The following is a 17,099-nucleotide window of genomic DNA, read 5'->3' on the forward strand; positions in this document are numbered from 1 at the left end:
GACAGGCCATATAATCTAACATAACCAGATCAGGTCTATTAAACGACTCAAGTCAACTTTGTTTGCACCAAAATTTTTATGCTTTCTGAAGTTAAAGAACATCCATCTTTATTAGTTGTTATCGTCAATTACCGAACAGGGAAGCTGACCATTGACTGCTTACATTCTCTAGTTGGGGAAATTCAGGCACTACCCAATACTAAAGTGGTGGTAGTGGACAATAATTCGGGGGATCAATCAGTAGAGCAAATTGAGACAGCGATCAACTCTCAACAATGGCAAGATTGGGTAACTCTCATCCCTTCGGACTATAATGGAGGATTCGCCTATGGAAACAATCTGGCCATTCGTCCTGCGCTTGCATCGGCCGATAAACCCGATTATATTCTTTTGCTTAATCCAGATACTCAAGTGCGTTCAGATGCCCTAAAATATCTGATCAATTTTATGAATGAGCATCCCCATGTCGGAATTGCAGGGAGTCGTTTAGAAGACCCAGATGGTACTCCTCAAAGGTCGGCTTTTCGTTTTCCGACGATTTGGAGCGAGTTAGATTCGGGTTTGCGACTGGGAATCATTTCAAAAATCCTAGGACCTAAAATTATTGCGCCTCCGGTTTCTGATAGCACTTGCCAAACAGACTGGATAGCTGGCGCGAGTATGATCATTCGTCGGGAAGTCTTTGAGTCTATTGGTTTGTTAGATGAACAATATTTTATGTATTATGAGGAATTGGACTTCTGTTTACAGGCTAATCGTGCTGGTTGGAGTTGTTGGTATGTTCCTGAGAGTCGAGTGGTACATTTAGTCGGACAAAGTTCAGGCGTGACTCTTACCAAGGAACGCCCTAAACGCCGTCCTAAATATTGGTTCGATTCTCGAAAACGATTTTTTGTCAAAAACTATGGCTGGCTATATGCGGTCTTAACTGATATTCTATGGTTAACCGGTTTTTGTTTGTGGAAAATTCGCTCCTTTTTCCAAAGAAAAGCTGATAATGATCCTCCTTATTTACTACAAGATTTCTTGTTTAATAGCGTTATCTTTAAATTCACAAATTAATGATGATTTGCGAAAATTTCCCCACTCACCAACCTTCTCGGTCTGTTGAAGAATCTTCTTTAAGTTTATGGGAACAAATTAGAGAAGACGGGATGGCTCATGAACCAGATTGGACCAAACCCGGATTTAGAACCGTAGCTGTTCAACCCTTTGGCCTTTCCCCAGTGAAGATTGTTTTTTAAAATTGCTATCTTGGAATTGAGAAATTAATTATGATTGCTGAAAATGTTTCCGACCACAATAAATTTCTGTCTGCTGAAGAATCTTCTTTAAGTTTATGGGAACAAATTAAAGAAGACTGGATTGCTCATGGACGAGATTGGACAAAACCCGGATTTAGAGCCGTAGCCGTTCAACGCTTTGGCGTTTGGCGAATGAAGATAGAACCGAAGTTTTTAAGGGTGCCTTTTAGTTTTTTTTACCGAACCTTATATCGGTTTGTTCGTAATGTTTATGGAATTGACTTGCCTTATACGGTTCAGTTAGGCCGCCGCGTCATTATTGAACATGAAAGCTGTATTGTTATACACGGAAACTCTATCATTGGCGATGACTGTATTATTCGACAAGGAGTGACTTTAGGAAATCGATATCTTGATAGCCCCCTAGAGGCTCCGAAACTCGGGGCGCGAGTTAATATTGGGGCGGGAGCAAAAATTTTAGGCAATGTAGTTTTAGGGGATGATGTTAATATTGGTGCAAATGCTGTGGTGTTATCAGATATTCCTGCTGGTCAGACAGCCGTTGGTATTCCCGCCAAATTGATTAAATCAAAAAAAAGTCAGTTAATCTGAGTTCGACATAAGCTCAAACCCTGATGCTGTGTTTGAGTAAAACAATCATTCCATCCTAAAATTAGCTTAAAAATCGTCTTAACCCGAAATTAGCTTTAATTAAGTTTCATTCAAAATAAGCAAAAAGTTAGCAGGGCACTCAAAAAAGGAAATATCTCTGATCAGTGTGCCCTGTATTTTTAATTTGATTTATTGAAGATAATTGATGGCTATGGCATTCATTTTGTACTTGACTTGTTTTTGCCATCCTTCAATTCTAAGACGACGAGACAAAAAATCAGATAAGAACAAAGGTAGCCCAAAACGTTTGATACGCCATTGGAAACGATACCACCAATCTTGGAGTTTCAGTTGACGTTCCATCAATGGAGTAACAGTTAATGGAGGAAGTCCGCTTAATTCATAGCCTCTCTCAGTCAGCCGTTTACCAATTTTGCTTTCTACCAAGCGGATTTGCTGTTTAGATAGTTTAGTTTTCCATTGTTGAACTAAACTCGAATTGGGAGATTTATAAGTGGTTTTTTTAGCATAATCAAGCATTGCTTCATCATAGGGAACCCCTATAAATTCACAAATACGAGTCAGAGTAGCGGCGAAATCTTTAATTAAAATTTCATATTTAATCTCTATTTTTCGGTCTTCAGGAATACGCTGTTGTAGATTTTCCCAAATTTTTTCTGCCTCTAACCAACGATCAACTCCAGTCCAGACATTGCCGGACCAACCCATTCCTATACAAGAACGGGCCACATCTCTGGGATCACGAATAATATGAATGAATCGAGCCTTAGGCCAGATCCATAACAATCGATCAAAATGGTGATGAACTGTAGCACCTACTATAGGTTTACCGGCTTGGTTTTTTTTCTGAACTAAAAAACTGTTAACCAGTTCGGGATAGCTTAGGCTACGATCAATCTCATAGCTGGCCTCGGGAAAATATCGCATGAAGTCTAGAAATTCATAATATTGCTCAAGCTCAGGCCAATCTCCTGAATCTGATACCTGTTCAATAACATAGTCAAATTCTGAATTGAAAGCAATTTGAGTATGATGATCGAGCATCAGTCTAAGTAGAGTTGTTCCTGATCTTTCTGCACCCACCAAAAAAATAGGACTTTCAATGCAGTTAGCTTTTATATTCATTAGCGGAATTTAATTAATTAATTAAATGATAATTCACCTTTCAATCAATAAAATCTATCATAGAAGCCAACACTTGTCAACAAAATTATTCTTCTTAAATTAAAACTTAATAGAGGTTTCTCAAAACACTATAGTGGTTCTCAAAAGAGTAAAGCACAAGGTTTTTCGGTTTGAAAAAATCGGGATAGGGCATAAAAAAAACGCTATCTTACTTAAAAGAAAGTTTTTTATTCAATAGCCAAATCATGAGCGCGACTAACTGGCCAAGTATTATTTCTGAACTCGCCGAACTAGAAATTATTACTGATGCGGTTCAACTCAGTAAACTATCCCTTGATTATTATCATTTTAGCCCGATATTGTCAAAAAAACTGAATAATAAACGAGCCAATCTGGTTGTTCGTCCAGTTAATGAAGTAGAAGTCTTAAAAATCGCTCAAACTTGTGTAAAATATCAAGTCCCTCTCACCGTGAGAGGCGCAGGCACCGGCAATTATGGACAATGTATTCCCCTCGAAGGCGGGGTGGTCCTCGATACCACTAAAATGAATCAAATTCGCTCTCTTGAACCTGGACTCGCTTGTGTCGAAGCTGGGGTTAAAATGGCAGCATTTGATAAAAAAGCCAGAGAAATCGGTTGGGAATTACGCATGGCTCCCTCGACATACCGCACAGCAACTATTGGCGGCTTTATCGGTGGGGGAAGCGCCGGAATGGGGTCAATTACTTATGGACAATTACGTGATCGCGGCAATCTTCAGGCGGTGCGAGTAGTGACGCTAGAGGATGAACCTCGTATTCTTGAGTTACGAGGCGATGATGTGCAAAAAGTCAATCACGCCTATGGAACGAATGGCATTATTACTGAATTAGAAATTCCCTTGGCTCCCGCTTATCCCTGGGTAGAACTGATTGTTATTTTCGATCAGTTTATGAGAGCCGCCCGCTTTGGTCAAGCCCTAGGAGATAGCGATGGAATTGTCAAAAAATTGATCACTATTCAGGCTTGGCCAATTCCTTCCTATTTGACGGCACTGGAAGATTATCTTCCCCAAGGAAAACACGCCGCTTTATTAATGATTTCGCAATATGATTTAGAACCTTTTCAAAACTTAGTGAAAGAATATGGCGGCGAGATCACTTACCAAAAAACGGCCACTGAAGCCACCAAAGGCAGCAGTTTATTAGAATTTACCTGGAATCATACCACGCTTCACGCGCGTAGTATTGACCCTAATCTGACTTATCTCCAAACCTTTTACTTTACCCTAGAACGAGTTGAGCAGATGTATGATTATTTTGGCGAGGAAGCCATGATTCATTTAGAGTTTTTGCGTGTTGGCGGTAAAGCCATTCCGGCCGGCCTACAATTGATCCGATTTACCACAGAAGAACGATTAAATGAAATCATCCGTTATCATGAAGAACAAGGAGCCGGCATTGCTAATCCTCACACTTATATTCTCGAAGATGGCGGCAGAAAAGTTATTGATCCAGAACAATTAGCTTTTAAAGAGAAGGTCGATCCTTATGGGTTAATGAATCCCGGTAAAATGCGTGCTTGGTTAGAAAGAGCCGTTTCTGTTTAAATTAATATATTCGACCACAGGACTAGCCAGCGTGACAAAAGCGAAAACCACTATCATCTTACTGACTCTGATCTGTCTTGCCGCCACAGCGATAGGCATTTACTTATTAGGAGGTTTAGCACCAGAACAAATACAAGCTTGGCTCAAAAAAATGGGCATTTGGGCACCCATTATTTACATCATTCTTTATACCCTAGGAACGATTTTAATCCTACCTTCTACACCCCTTAATTTAAGCGGTGGCGCTTTATTCGGAGTCTGGTGGGGAACATTATGGACCACGCTGGCGGCTATCGTGGCGGCTGTAGTTTCTTTTGCTTTTACTCGTACCATTGGACGAGATTATATTGCTAACAAGTTAGCCGGACGATGGGAAGCCATTGATGCAGAAATGCGTCAAGGAGGGCTATTTTATATGTTCGCTATTCGTTTATTACCGATTATTCCCTATGGCATTGTTAATTTCGCGGCGGGATTAACTTCTATTCGTTTTCGAGATTATTTACTAGGAACCTCCCTAGGCACTCTGCCGGGTATTCTTCCTTTTGTCATGATGGGAGCCGGTTTACAAGCTCTCAGCAAAGGTAATATTTTTCCTCTCACCCTCGCTTTTACCTTAACAGGAATGTTAGTCGGGGTAGCGACTTGGTATCGTCGCCGTCGTCAATTGCCTCCCCAAATTCTTAAGGAAATTCACAAAGAACCTCAGAAAAATAAAGATTTATGATGAGTAATCAATTTTTATAACATTGATTCACAAAAATACTACATTCCTATATAGTTATTAAATGGATACGATCAGCAGACAATTACCCAGTAGCTTATCTAAGCTAAAAACAAACGAGGTAGATTATGCGTATATTGATGATTCAACCCAACTATCACTCGGGAGGGGCTGAAATAGCCGGAAACTGGCCGCCGAGTTGGGTTCCTTATGTTGGTGGGGCATTGAAACAAGCCGGATTTGATAATATCCGCTTTGTGGATGCCATGACCAATTACATTCCTGATGATGTGTTAGCCGATATTATTGCCAAGAATCAACCCGATGTGGTGTTGGCAACGGCCATTACACCAATGATTTACCAATCTGAGCGCACCCTACAAATAGTTAAAGAAGTCTGTCCCAACGCCAAGACCATTATGGGGGGCGTTCATCCCACCTATATGTATAATGAGGTTCTCAACGAAGCACCCTGGGTGGATTACATTATTCGAGGAGAAGGAGAAGAAATTACCGTCAATTTATTGAGTGCCATCGCCAACGGAACGGATGTAAAAGACCGCCACAACATTCTAGGAATCGCCTTCTGTGAAAACGGTCAAGTGGTTGCTACTCCCGCTCATCCTCCTATCAAAAATTTGGATACTCTTACCCCAGATTGGACCCTGCTGGACTGGAATAAATATATCTATACGCCGCTCAATGTACGGGTAGCTGTGCCCAACTTTGCCCGAGGCTGTCCTTTCCGTTGTCGTTTTTGCTCTCAGTGGAAATTTTGGCGCAAATATCGCTCCCGCACCCCGAAAAACTTTGTCGATGAAATAGAATATCTGGTTAAAGAACACAACGTCGGCTTTTTCATTTTAGCTGACGAAGAACCCACCATTACTAAGCCGCGTTTTGTCGCCCTCTGTAAAGAATTAATTGAGCGCAAATTAAATGTTCACTGGGGAATTAATACTCGAGTCACCGATATTCTCAGAGATGAAAAAGAATTACCCCTCTATCGTCAAGCCGGATTGGTTCACGTCTCTTTAGGCACTGAAGCCGCCGCCCAGTTAAATTTAAATGTATTCCGCAAAGAAACTACTATAGAAGATAATAAGCGGGCCGTGCGGCTGTTGCGAGAAAACGGCATCGTAGCCGAAGTTCAGTATATTATGGGGCTAGAAAATGAAACCCTAGAAACCATTGAAGAAACCTATCGCATGGCGCGAGATTGGAAGGCGGACATGACCAATTGGAATATGTTCACGCCCTGGCCGTTTTCGGAATTGTTTGAGGATGTAGGGGATAAGGTGGAAGTGCGGGACTATTCCCACTATAATTTTGTCACGCCGATTATGAAGCCGGATAATATTACCCGGGAACAGTTACTCAAAGGAGTGCTACACAATTACGCCCGCTTTTACCTGTGGAAGACTCTAGAATATTGGTTTGAGAAAGACCCTTTTAAGCGTCGTTATTTACTCGGTTGTCTTTGGGCATTTTTGCAGACGACACTAAATAAACGCTTCTACAACCTCAAGCGAGTCAAACAAAAAGGACTACACACTGAAATTGATTTCGGTTTCGATGAGTCTAAAATTCTTACCCGCGAACAAATCGCCCAACGTAAGCAAGCTCATCCTGAACTCGGCGCGGATGTAAATTTTGTTGGTACTATTTCAGCTTGTGGTGCGCCGGCTGACTTACCTGAAATTCATTTACATCAGCAGAGTGAAACTCACTCGGAAATCCACGTTTTTCTGATTGAAGATGAGGAACAAAAGCGAGTGGGACTACGTCAAGCGCTGCGCTCACAAACGGGCATAGAAATCTACAGCGAAGCCACTAATGCTGACACGGGGTTGGTATTGTTAACCTCGGTGGCGGGGGGAGATGTGGCCCTGGTAGACGTGAGTTTACCGGATAAGAGTGGGGTAGAGTTGATTAAAGCGTTTCAGCAAGTTCAGGAAACTTCTGAAAATTCATCGCTAAAACTCTGTATGTTGATTGAAACTGATAATGACCATGAAGTGTTGGCGGCCATTGCTGCCGGGGCACAATCATACTGTTTAAAAACCGCCCCCATTGAGCAGCTAGTAGAAGCCATTCGACTCACCCACGCGGGTCAATTTTACCTTCACCCTCTGATCGCTTCAAAAATTCTCTTGTTGGTGAAAAACTATCAAGGCGAAACGATTTTGACGCAAACTGAGTTAGAAGTGCTGAGGTTAATTGCAGAAGGAACTTCATCGGATGAGATGGCGCAACAGCTTGGGATAACCCTGAATATGATTAAAACCCATCTGGCCAATATTCTCAACCGACTTTATATTAGTGATTTGATCCAAAAACCTCTCAAAGCACTTGCTGTATAAATAGTTAACATCAGCATCGCGAAAAGGTTAAAGGGGTTTGGGGTTGGCTTTACGACAGCATCCCTTTCCCCCTTTTCCCATTGTTGATATAATTATTGAAAGTCAAAAAAATCCACAAAAATAACTAATAGTTATCAATTGCTAATGCTGACCCCTTTAAGCCCCTCTGAAGCACTATCAATAATCGAGTCAGTAATCAGCCAATCAGAATCTGACGGCGTTTTCGTTCATATCAATGCCCATGAGTCAGCTTTAAGCCGCTACAGTGAAAACCAGATCAGCCAAAATATCCATAAGAGTAATTTCAATCTCAGCATTACCAGCTATTTCGGACAAAGAAGTGCCAGCGTTTCTACCAACGAACTCGATCCTCAAGCCATTACTCAAACCCTGAGACGTTCAGAAACTCTTGCCCGGGTCGTACCAGAAGATCCCGAATGGGTTCCGTTACTCTCTCCCATTGAGTATGATTCCCGTCTGCCGGCAAACGATCCATACACGGCAGAACTTTCCCCCTTAGAAAGGGGAGAAAAAGTTAAACAAGTGTGTCAGTGGTGTAGTCAGGCAGGGGTTGAAGGTTCGGGAACCCTCAGCACTGGCACGAAGGTACAAGCGGTAGGCAATTCTTTGGGTTTGTCTGGGTATAATTGTACGACTGAAGCTAATTTTGGTATTACAGCCCGGGTTGATAGCGGTTCGAGTTGGTCGAGTCATAGTGCCACAGGCATTGATTTGATCCCCTTGGAGGGGACCACAGAAACCGTGATTAAACGGGCCCTCTCTTCCCGAAACCCCCAAGAGATTCAACCGGATGTTTATCCGGTGGTGTTTGAGGCGGCGGCTTTTGCCGAGTTATTATCCTGGGTAATTGGCAATTTAGATGCCCGGGCAGCCGATGAAGGGCGATCATTTATGTCCCGCATAGACGAACAAGGAAAAGCGGCAGGAAACCGTTTAGGGGAGGCGCTATTTAGTCCTTTGGTACAGGTTAGTCGAAACCCTGCCCATCCTTTGTTACAAAGCGGCACTTTTTTTGAGGATGGTTTGAGTAATCATTATTTAGAGATTATCAAAGATGGAATTGCTGAAAATTTATCCTATAGCCGCTATTGGGCACAGCAGCAGGGCAAACAGCCCACAGGCGCTTTATTTCCGATGGTAATGGCCGGCTCAAAGCAAAGTTTGTCAGATTTAATTGCTCAGACTGAGCGAGGCATTTTAGTCAGTCGTGCTTGGTATGTTAGATATGTTAATCCTAGGACTTTAGAAGTAACGGGCATGACCCGAGATGGAACTTTCTGGATAGAAGAGGGAAAAATCGCTTATCCGATCAAAAATTTGAGGTTTAATCAGTGTTTGCCGGCCATGTTGCGAGATGTGGATGGGGTCTCTTCTGTACAACGCTTTGGTAACCGTGTCGTGCCTGGGGTTCGGGTCAAGGCGTTTAATTTTAGTAGTGTTACCGATAGTGTATAAACTACCCCAGGCCAGCAGAAACAACAGACTCAGATGTTACGGCAAAAGACCAGACGCATCAGGCAAAGCCCAGGTATCTATCCAACCTCGCCGCCCGTTTAGGGTTTCTACATAAACCGAATTATCGGTCCGGGTATCACGAAAAACTCGTACTGGTTCACCTCTATGCAATTGTCCCACCAAGGAACCGCCAAAGGGATCTGAACGCAGAGAAGAAACATCACTGAGTTGTTTCCATTGAGTGTAAGAATTCAGTTGAACCGATAACCCACTAACAGAGTATGCAGGCGTGAAAGTTCCGAGGCGAATAGATGTATTATAACGTCCACTTTGAAGGTACTGTCCGGGTGCAGTATCGTTCAAGCTATCAGAAAGCATTAAATTGACTCTGTGGGGAGTTTGTTGCCTTGTAACTTGTGTCGGGTTAACTTCAGGGGGCACTACCTTTTTGCCACAAATTGAGGACAAGTTGACCACTTCTCCGGTGTGAGTTTTCATAAAACAGTCCGGAAAACTTTGTGCGTTGATGGGTAATACTAAGGCCCCTAAACTGAGTAAGCCAATACCACCACTAACAAACCAGCTTATGCCGTTGCAGCGAATCTTCATCTTAACCTCTGGGTTCACCGATTATGTGTTCAGCAAGCAATATTTAGGTGTAGAACTTTGTTACAGCTAACTTTTTTCGACTTATCTTAAAACTATAATATCAGTTAACTATAGAGTAATTTATGTCATATTAGTAACGGAAAAAAATTTTATTTTGTGTATGGCTGAATGATTAAATTATTGTTTAAGGCGGCTTCTTCAATACCAGCAGTTAATTCGGGATCGTCAAGGCGAATCACTTGCTCAGGTGGACAAAATAGGGCACTTTTTGCTCGTTCAAAGAGTGCGACCGCTTTCTCATCATTGTGAGCATTATAATAAATAATTCCGTCAACTACAGAATAAATAGAGTCTTGCTCATAAAAATAACGTGACCAAGTTTGAGTAAGTTTTCTATCAGCGTCTTTAGCTAATGCCGCGACTGAACCGGCTTTCATTGCTGCGGACCCTCGCAAATCTAACAGTTTAATAGTCCGAGTTAACTGAACTTGTGCAACACATTGATCTTTAATTTCAATTACCCCAGTATCTCCAAAACATTCTACTAAACATCCTGATAAAGTAAATGCGGCATAATAAATACCCCGTTCCGAATCATTTTGAGGATTATTTAAAGAACCTCTATGATGATCGAAACGGCTTATCGGCCCGTAATAACGAAAAGTAAGTGCTTGTGTTTGATATTTTGTTGGGTCAAAAATTCGGATGATGTAATCGTCTACAGATAGTTCATAAATAATAGGAGAAGGAGAATTAATCGGAGGAGGTGGAGCAATTTTTACCAATCTAATGCTCCTAAACCTTGAGCTTCTTCAATCACTCGTTCTTTTTCTCCCTGTTTTAGAGCTTCTACTGGAGTTAAGCCACCTAAATAAGGGTTAGGACGAACTAACCAATTAAGCTTAGCAAAATCGGAGACTTGCAAACTTTTAAGGACATCGGGTAAACTTTCTATTACGCCATCAGGACCTTCTGGATCAAACTGCCAAACCGGAAAACGATATGCTCCGTTATCTTTTATGGCCAGCAGGGTTTGATTTTTAAGGCGAACGCGCAGCGACACTTCGTGTTCATGAGGAGTTTGACGAGAAGTTCCTAGTAATTCAGCTACTTCAGGTGCGGTTAAAGCATTCTCGAGTAATTCTCGCCGACGCTGAAAATATTGCACTAACGTTTTTATATTTAATTGCGTTTTTTCAGTTGCAGTAAAGGTCCGACCGACTAATGCTTTTACTAACTTATCTTTTGATGAATTTGATGAAGAAGTCTTTTTCTTCAAACTGTTAGCGAGCTTTTCTAGTTCATCTATTAAAATTTTTTGCTCATCAGGAGTTAAGCTCTTGATTATATTTAAATATTTGATTTCTTGCGGGTCTAAACTCGCTTGCATGGCATCCCTCCTGTAAGAAATGTCAAGATTACCTTTAATCTAGAAAATTCTGTAAGAGATGTCAAGTTGCCCTTGACGGGTAATTTTTGTAACATCTGTAGTATAGTAAAAATTACCACCTTTACAAGGGTATAAACCCATCAACCGATATGGCCTCCTTTAGAGATATTATCGGATACTATCGATCCTATAGAGCGATTGCCATCTTTAGCATCGCCGCATCCTGTATTTTTGAACTGATTGATTTAGTTGTACCTTACGTCATTGGACAAAGTTTAAATGTTCTATCCCACCAGCCGCTAGATCGGCCTATCCAAACTTTAATCACTTCTTTTGCCACTCTAACCCAACTCCGAGAAAGCCAACTCCTCTCATTAGGAGTATTACTCGGGTTAATCTTTATCGTCACAGTGGTTAAAGCACCCGTACAACCTTGGTTAACGCTCTGGTATCATTGGCTAATCTCCTTGAAAGCGCGTCAGGAGCATTTGCGGGAGATTGTTGCTAAAATTCTCACTTTACCTTTAGCATTTTACGACGAACACAACCCCGGACGGATTGCCAACCGAATTAGTCGGGGGGTTGAAAATCACCTTTGGACTTATCCAGAAATCGCCGGACAGTTCATTCCCAAATTAGTGCGGGTGTTGGGAATATTCTTAGTCATCTGGCTAATTGAATGGCGAATTGCTATTGCCTTTCTTGTCTCCTTTATTATTATTCTCATCTTGTCTCTGAAAAATCTACAGAAGTTGATTGCTCTAGAGGAAGTGTTAGACAAATACATGGAGAATACCGAAAGTCGGACTTCTGAGATTATTACCAACATTAAAACCGTCAAAGCTTTTGCCACCGAAGCCTCGGAATTTAAACGTCAAGTACAACGTTTAAAGCGGCAATACAAATTTGTAGTTTACCGAATTCATCTTGGCTATATCAAATTAGTAATTTGGCAAAAAACCATTGTTCAAATATCCATTTTTTCCGTTCTTTTATTTACCCTCATAGAAACCGTTAATGGCCATATTTCTCTGGGGCATTTTGTCACCACCTTAACCGTTTCAAGTATGGCTTATGCCGAACTCGAACCCATTAGCCAAGTCGCCGAAATTTTTTCTCGTCGTTATAGTTCTCTCGCGCGTCTTCATGAGTTTATGGAGCTTCCCTCGGGAACAGATGCAGGGAGTATAGAGCCTGAATCTATTGCCGCTAATCCCTATAAATTCACGGGGAAGATAGAATTTTCTCATGTCAGTTTTGGCTATCACTCAAATCGTCTTGTTCTCAAAGACATTAATCTTCTCATACAACCCTATCAAACTGTTGCCTTAGTGGGTCGTTCTGGGTCAGGAAAATCCACTTTAGTCAAGTTATTATTTCGCTATTTTGAACCTACCAATGGACAAATTTTAATCGATGGAGAAGAGATTCAAAGACTAGACATTGCGGCTTATCGGCGGCGACTAGCGATTGTGCATCAAGAGGTAGATGTTTTTAATGGAACAGTATTAGATAATCTCGTTTATGGCAATCCTAGCGTCAGTTTTCAAAAAGTCGAAGAAGCCTGTAAAATTGCCCGAGTGGATGAATTTATTGATGAGCTACCTCACGGATATTATACCGTTGTTGGGGAGCGGGGAGTACGTTTATCAGGTGGACAAAGACAACGCTTAGGAATTGCAAGAGCGTTAATTGTTGACCCAGATGTTCTCGTTTTTGATGAAGCAACTTCGAGTTTAGATTATGAATCAGAACGAGCAATTCAGTTAGCTATGAATTCAATTTTAGGCACTCGAACAACTATTATTATTGCCCACCGATTAAGTACCGTTCGGGAAGCCGATCAGATTGTCGTATTAGATAATGGACAAATTGTTGAGGTAGGCAATCATCAAGAATTATTGAACCATCAAGGCATTTATCATCGTCTTCACTCGTTACAAGAAACGGGGGAATTATTGGCTTAAATCCATAAAATCTCTGAATTTCAGTAGGGACGTTAGTGGCAACGTCTCTATTTTTTAGAGGGGTGATCAAAGCTGATGAGTTAGATTAACTAAAGATTAATTAAAGGTTAAATGATTTCTTTAGCCAATATAATTGGATTGTGCATCTAATTGCTATCTAGTCATAAGCTTACAATGGTGGTACAAACTCAAAAATATAATTCTTCTGCACTAAAATTTATTTTTATTTTAGGTTTTGTCAGTTTATGCGCTGATGCAACTTATGAGGGAGCTAGGAGTATTACCGGTGCATATTTAGGATTTTTAGGCGCATCGGGAACGGTAGTAGGGTTAGTGGCTGGTTTAGGAGAATTAATCGGCTATGGATTGCGCTTAGTAATCGGATATATGAGCGATCGCACGCAAAAATATTGGCTGATTACAACCCTAGGATACTTTATTAATACCGGCGTGGTACCTCTGTTAGCCTTTGCCGGACGTTGGGAAACCGCAGCCGCACTCATGATCGCAGAAAGAGTCGGTAAAGCCATTCGTACACCCCCTAGAGATGTATTACTCTCTCATGCGGCGATTAATGTGGGTAAAGGGTTTGGCTTTGGGTTACATGAAGCAATGGATCAAACCGGTGCAGTAATTGGTCCTTTAGCGGTTGCGGGGATGATAGCTTGGGGAAAGGGTTATCAAGGAGGATTTGCGATTTTAGTTATCCCGGCTGTATTGGGATTGATCGTCGTTTTAGTGGCGCAATTGTTGTATCCCAACCCCCGAGAATTTGAAGAAGAAACGGTAAAACAAGAAGGAGAAGGTTTACCCCGGGTTTTCTGGATTTATTTAGGGGCAGTAGCTTTAATTGCGGCAGGATTTGCGGATTTTCCCTTACTGGCTTTGCACTTTCAGCAACAAATTCACTTGACTCCTAGTACCATTGCCCTATTGTATGCCTTTGCTATGGGAGTAGATGCGGTGGCGGCGTTAATTTTTGGAAGGTTATTTGACTGGGTAGGGGTGAATGTTTTAATGCTGGCGGCGTTTATTTCTTCTGGGTTTGCACCGGTGATCTTTTTAGGCAATCCTAATTGGGCTATCTGGGGCATGGTATTATGGGCGATCGGGATGGGGGCACAAGAATCTGTCTTAAAAGCGGTTGTCGCTGGATTAGTGCCTATAGAAAGACGCGGCTCTGCTTATGGTATTTTTAATACAGGTTATGGTTTAGCTTGGTTTGCCGGTAGTGCGATCATGGGCATTCTTTATGATGTTAATTCTCTTTGGTTAGTGGCTTTTTCTGTGGTCTTTCAACTCGCTTCAATTCCAGTGCTTTTGGTGGTTAGTCTGCAAGCGGCTAAAAGTCAGTCTTAATATTAGTAAAGTACAAGAGCGAGACTAAAGAATCTTGAGCTTAGACTAAAAATTTAGTGGTTTGTTGACGTTTACTCGTTTTTTAACCTTTTCTTAACCTAAATTTAGCCCTTTTTTAGTTATTTTAGTGACTATCCTTGGAAATTTTAAGTTAATCACAATTATTCCCTCATGCAAAATTTTTTAGAAACAGCCAATGTTTTATTGAACTATTCTTTGTTTAAGTTAGGCAAACAAAATTTTTCTTTAGTCTATATTTTACAGATAATTATATCTTTTATATTTCTTATTATTATTATTAGTATAATAAAAAAATTCTGCAAAAAATGGCTCTTAGCTAAACTCGGATTTGATGTAGGAAATCGAGAAGCTTTTTCGACTTTAATTGCCTACTCAACTGGTGTAATAGGAGCCATTATAATTTTACAAGCGATCAACTTAGATTTTGCTTCATTAGCCGTAGTAGCCGGAGGATTAGGAATCGGTATTGGTTTTGGACTTCAAAGTATTACGCGAGATTTTATCAGTGGTTTAATTGTCCTTTTAGGACGCTCTATTAAAGTTAATGATTTTATTCAATTTGGAGCTAGACAAGAATTTAAAGATTTACAGGGAACAGTAACGAAAATTACGTTATTATCAACAGTAGTTGAAACTAAAGATGGAGGAAGTTTAATCTTACCTAATAGCTATTTGGTGATATCTCCGATTCTGAATTGGAGTTATGGAGCAAAAAAAAATCGGATAATAATCTCTTTAAAGGTCAATAAAAATGCCGATCTAATTCTTTTTTCTGAAACGGTTTTAAATGCGGCTTATCGGGAATCTACTGTTTTACAAGAACCTCATCCTCAACTTGTTTTTAAAGCATTTGAAAGTAATTATTGCCTATTTGAGCTTCAAGTTTGGATACAAAATATTAGAGATGAAGATTACACCAAAAATGCCCTTAATCATGGGATAGAATATTATTTAAGGCAAGAAGGAATAGAAATATATTATAGCCAGGATTTATCTATCAAAGAACCCTCTTTTGCTTTTCCTATTTTCATTGATTCTCAACCGAAGTCTCCATCTTCTTTAGTTTTAAGCCATAATTTATCTGACTATTATTCTAATAATAAACCTGTATCTGTCCGTCATCTGTTAAAAAAAGTAAAATATTTTGAAACATTAACAGATCTAGAATTACGCCAGTTAATAGAAGCAGGTTACCGCAAAAAACTAGACCAAGGTCACATTCTTTTTAATGAAGGAGACCCAGGAAATGCTTTTTATATTATTTTATCAGGAGCGGTAGAAGTCTTTGTTCCTAAAATCAATAAACATTTAGCCACCTTACAAACCGGTTGTTTTTTTGGAGAGCTTTCTTTAATTTTGGGGATTCCTAGAACGGCTTCTGTTAAAGCCATAGAACCTAGCATTTTATTTGTGATTAATCAAAAAGCTTTCCAAAAAATTTTACAAGAAAATACCGACTTAGCAGAAGTGATTATCAATGAATTAGGAAAACATAAAGAAGAATTAACTCAACGACAACAGCAGTTAAGAAAAATGGGATTAATTGGAGTTGATGAAGACGATAATAATATAATCTCTTGGGCACGTAAGCGGCTAACAAGACTATTTGTTCTAAGCTAACTATGCCTTAATCGCATCAAAGTGATTCGATATTTCTAACCAAGTACACTCCCAAACTAAACGAGGTTGTACATAAGCTAATAACCCTTGACGAGTTTTTTCTAAAACTTTTAATAACTGCTGATTTTTCCACTTTTGCCAATAAGAATATTGCAGATAATCTACTAGCCATAACTGAGTCTGAGTATCCAATTCTTGAGCCAAAATTTTAGCCAACTCTAACGCATCAATGGGAGTTTTCGGTAAATGATTTAATCGATTTTTTAAAGCTTCAGGAAAACTTTGTAATTGCTCATAAGCCGCTATAGCTTCTCCTGGACTTCCTTGAGCAATGCCTAATAATTCAGGATAATTTAAAATTATCTCATAGCCATTATTCTTTAAAACCGTCGTCATTTCCCCGTCAGACAGTCGAGAAAAAGGAATACGTTGACAGCGAGAAACCAAAGTGGGTAACAACAAATCGCTGCTAGGAGCAATTAAAATTAACGTGCTTCTTCCCGGTTCTTCTAAGGTTTTCAATAAAGCATTAGCCGCCGCTTCAGTCATGGTATGTGCCTCTTCAATAACTACCACTGTACGGGGGGCTTCTAGAGGAGGACGAGCCAAAAAACGGGTAATTTCTCGAATTTGCTCGATGCGAATCTGGGGAGGAGACTTACGTTTTAAACCGGCTTCTTGCGCTTCAGCCGCCGTGAGGAATTTCCCTTGATGCTGATAAGTCGGTTGTATCCACAATAAATCCGGATGATTACCTTGATCAACTTTGTGTGCTATGAGAAGATGTTGCCTTATGGGAAGTCCTAGACTCAGTAAGCAACAAGTGAAACATTTAGCGGCTAATCCTCGTCCTACCCCGGCAGCACCAACAAACAAATAAGCTGGTGCTATGCGATTATAGACGATCGCACACTGGAGTAACTCAATTGCTGCCAACTGACCAACCAGTTTCTTAAAATCACTCATTAGATAAACTGTT

Annotated in this window: 15 protein-coding genes; 10 read left to right on the plus strand and 5 right to left on the minus strand. The window is 40.5% G+C overall.

Annotation, left to right across the window (positions count from 1 at the left end; all coding sequences use genetic code 11):
* Positions 1-78: 78 nt before the first annotated feature.
* Genes CYAN7822_RS19565 through CYAN7822_RS19575 form a run of 3 tightly spaced genes read left to right on the plus strand, consistent with a single transcriptional unit; the run spans position 79 to position 1,856 of the window.
* The gene (locus CYAN7822_RS19565; RefSeq protein WP_013323986.1) at positions 79-1,062 is read left to right on the plus strand and encodes a glycosyltransferase family 2 protein; all 984 of its coding nucleotides are present in this window, start codon (positions 79-81) and stop codon (positions 1,060-1,062) included.
* Positions 1,062-1,244 (plus strand): hypothetical protein, encoded by a 183-nt coding sequence (locus tag CYAN7822_RS19570; protein WP_013323987.1) that lies wholly within the window; start codon positions 1,062-1,064, stop codon positions 1,242-1,244. Before CYAN7822_RS19565 ends, CYAN7822_RS19570 begins: the two co-directional genes overlap by 1 nt.
* A 30-nt stretch (positions 1,245-1,274) precedes the next feature.
* A complete protein-coding gene (locus CYAN7822_RS19575; protein WP_013323988.1) occupies positions 1,275-1,856 on the plus strand; it encodes a serine O-acetyltransferase in 582 nt (193 codons plus the stop codon).
* 189 nt (positions 1,857-2,045) lie between these two features.
* On the opposite strand, the gene CYAN7822_RS19580 is transcribed toward CYAN7822_RS19575, so the two are convergent.
* Positions 2,046-3,002: a sulfotransferase family protein gene (locus tag CYAN7822_RS19580; protein WP_013323989.1), complete on the minus strand. Its 957-nt coding sequence runs from the start codon at positions 3,000-3,002 to the stop codon at positions 2,046-2,048.
* 245 nt (positions 3,003-3,247) lie between these two features.
* Here CYAN7822_RS19580 and CYAN7822_RS19585 point away from each other — a divergent pair, with 245 nt between their 5' ends.
* The 4 genes from CYAN7822_RS19585 (at position 3,248) to CYAN7822_RS19600 (ending at position 9,154) form a co-directional block, all read left to right on the plus strand.
* Positions 3,248-4,591: an FAD-binding oxidoreductase gene (locus CYAN7822_RS19585; protein WP_013323990.1), complete on the plus strand. Its 1,344-nt coding sequence runs from the start codon at positions 3,248-3,250 to the stop codon at positions 4,589-4,591.
* A gap of 31 nt (positions 4,592-4,622) precedes the next feature.
* Positions 4,623-5,318 carry a TVP38/TMEM64 family protein gene (locus tag CYAN7822_RS19590; protein WP_013323991.1) on the plus strand — a complete coding sequence of 232 codons (696 nt, stop codon included), beginning with the start codon at positions 4,623-4,625 and terminating at the stop codon, positions 5,316-5,318.
* Positions 5,319-5,443: 125 nt separating this feature from the next.
* A complete protein-coding gene (bchE, locus tag CYAN7822_RS19595; protein WP_013323992.1) occupies positions 5,444-7,678 on the plus strand; it encodes a magnesium-protoporphyrin IX monomethyl ester anaerobic oxidative cyclase in 2,235 nt (744 codons plus the stop codon).
* Positions 7,679-7,822: 144 nt separating this feature from the next.
* Entirely contained in the window at positions 7,823-9,154 is a 1,332-nt protein-coding gene (locus CYAN7822_RS19600) for a TldD/PmbA family protein (protein WP_013323993.1), read from the plus strand.
* A gap of 36 nt (positions 9,155-9,190) precedes the next feature.
* On the opposite strand, the gene CYAN7822_RS19605 is transcribed toward CYAN7822_RS19600, so the two are convergent.
* From CYAN7822_RS19605 to CYAN7822_RS19615, 3 genes are all read right to left on the minus strand, one after another.
* Positions 9,191-9,763: an SH3 domain-containing protein gene (locus CYAN7822_RS19605; RefSeq protein ID WP_013323994.1), complete on the minus strand. Its 573-nt coding sequence runs from the start codon at positions 9,761-9,763 to the stop codon at positions 9,191-9,193.
* A 149-nt stretch (positions 9,764-9,912) separates the two neighbouring features.
* Positions 9,913-10,548 carry an RES family NAD+ phosphorylase gene (locus CYAN7822_RS19610; protein WP_013323995.1) on the minus strand — a complete coding sequence of 212 codons (636 nt, stop codon included), beginning with the start codon at positions 10,546-10,548 and terminating at the stop codon, positions 9,913-9,915.
* Entirely contained in the window at positions 10,542-11,153 is a 612-nt protein-coding gene (locus CYAN7822_RS19615; RefSeq protein WP_013323996.1) for a hypothetical protein, read from the minus strand. The genes CYAN7822_RS19610 and CYAN7822_RS19615 overlap by 7 nt, the downstream gene beginning before the upstream one ends.
* A gap of 149 nt (positions 11,154-11,302) precedes the next feature.
* Between CYAN7822_RS19615 and CYAN7822_RS19620 the strand changes: the two genes are divergently transcribed.
* The 3 genes from CYAN7822_RS19620 (at position 11,303) to CYAN7822_RS19630 (ending at position 16,120) form a co-directional block, all read left to right on the plus strand.
* Entirely contained in the window at positions 11,303-13,120 is a 1,818-nt protein-coding gene (locus CYAN7822_RS19620) for an ABC transporter ATP-binding protein (protein WP_013323997.1), read from the plus strand.
* A 174-nt stretch (positions 13,121-13,294) separates the two neighbouring features.
* Complete coding sequence (locus CYAN7822_RS19625) at positions 13,295-14,479, plus strand: MFS transporter (RefSeq protein WP_013323998.1); 1,185 nt, start codon at positions 13,295-13,297, stop codon at positions 14,477-14,479.
* Positions 14,480-14,650: 171 nt separating this feature from the next.
* Positions 14,651-16,120, plus strand: a complete 1,470-nt coding sequence (locus CYAN7822_RS19630) for a cyclic nucleotide-binding domain-containing protein (RefSeq protein WP_013323999.1) — start codon at positions 14,651-14,653, stop codon at positions 16,118-16,120.
* On the opposite strand, the gene CYAN7822_RS19635 is transcribed toward CYAN7822_RS19630, so the two are convergent.
* A complete protein-coding gene (locus CYAN7822_RS19635) occupies positions 16,121-17,086 on the minus strand; it encodes a DNA polymerase III subunit delta' (protein WP_013324000.1) in 966 nt (321 codons plus the stop codon). It abuts the gene before it with no gap.
* Positions 17,087-17,099 lie beyond the last annotated feature (13 nt).

It is taken from the genome of Gloeothece verrucosa PCC 7822, from assembly GCF_000147335.1.
GTDB classification, from domain to species: domain Bacteria; phylum Cyanobacteriota; class Cyanobacteriia; order Cyanobacteriales; family Microcystaceae; genus Gloeothece; species Gloeothece verrucosa.

Bases quoted from the DNA above. Each gene is read 5' to 3' on its own strand.
- CYAN7822_RS19605 (WP_013323994.1), bottom strand. From the start codon at position 9,763: ATGAAGATTCGCTGCAACGGCATAAGCTGGTTTGTTAGTGGTGGTATT.
- CYAN7822_RS19615 (WP_013323996.1), bottom strand. From the start codon at position 11,153: ATGCAAGCGAGTTTAGACCCGCAAGAAATCAAATATTTAAATATAATC.
- CYAN7822_RS19575 (WP_013323988.1), top strand. From the start codon at position 1,275: ATGATTGCTGAAAATGTTTCCGACCACAATAAATTTCTGTCTGCTGAA.
- CYAN7822_RS19630 (WP_013323999.1), top strand. From the start codon at position 14,651: ATGCAAAATTTTTTAGAAACAGCCAATGTTTTATTGAACTATTCTTTG.
- bchE (WP_013323992.1), top strand. From the start codon at position 5,444: ATGCGTATATTGATGATTCAACCCAACTATCACTCGGGAGGGGCTGAA.
- CYAN7822_RS19585 (WP_013323990.1), top strand. From the start codon at position 3,248: ATGAGCGCGACTAACTGGCCAAGTATTATTTCTGAACTCGCCGAACTA.
- CYAN7822_RS19625 (WP_013323998.1), top strand. From the start codon at position 13,295: ATGGTGGTACAAACTCAAAAATATAATTCTTCTGCACTAAAATTTATT.
- CYAN7822_RS19620 (WP_013323997.1), top strand. From the start codon at position 11,303: ATGGCCTCCTTTAGAGATATTATCGGATACTATCGATCCTATAGAGCG.
- CYAN7822_RS19635 (WP_013324000.1), bottom strand. From the start codon at position 17,086: ATGAGTGATTTTAAGAAACTGGTTGGTCAGTTGGCAGCAATTGAGTTA.
- CYAN7822_RS19600 (WP_013323993.1), top strand. From the start codon at position 7,823: ATGCTGACCCCTTTAAGCCCCTCTGAAGCACTATCAATAATCGAGTCA.
- CYAN7822_RS19580 (WP_013323989.1), bottom strand. From the start codon at position 3,002: ATGAATATAAAAGCTAACTGCATTGAAAGTCCTATTTTTTTGGTGGGT.
- CYAN7822_RS19570 (WP_013323987.1), top strand. From the start codon at position 1,062: ATGATGATTTGCGAAAATTTCCCCACTCACCAACCTTCTCGGTCTGTT.
- CYAN7822_RS19565 (WP_013323986.1), top strand. From the start codon at position 79: ATGCTTTCTGAAGTTAAAGAACATCCATCTTTATTAGTTGTTATCGTC.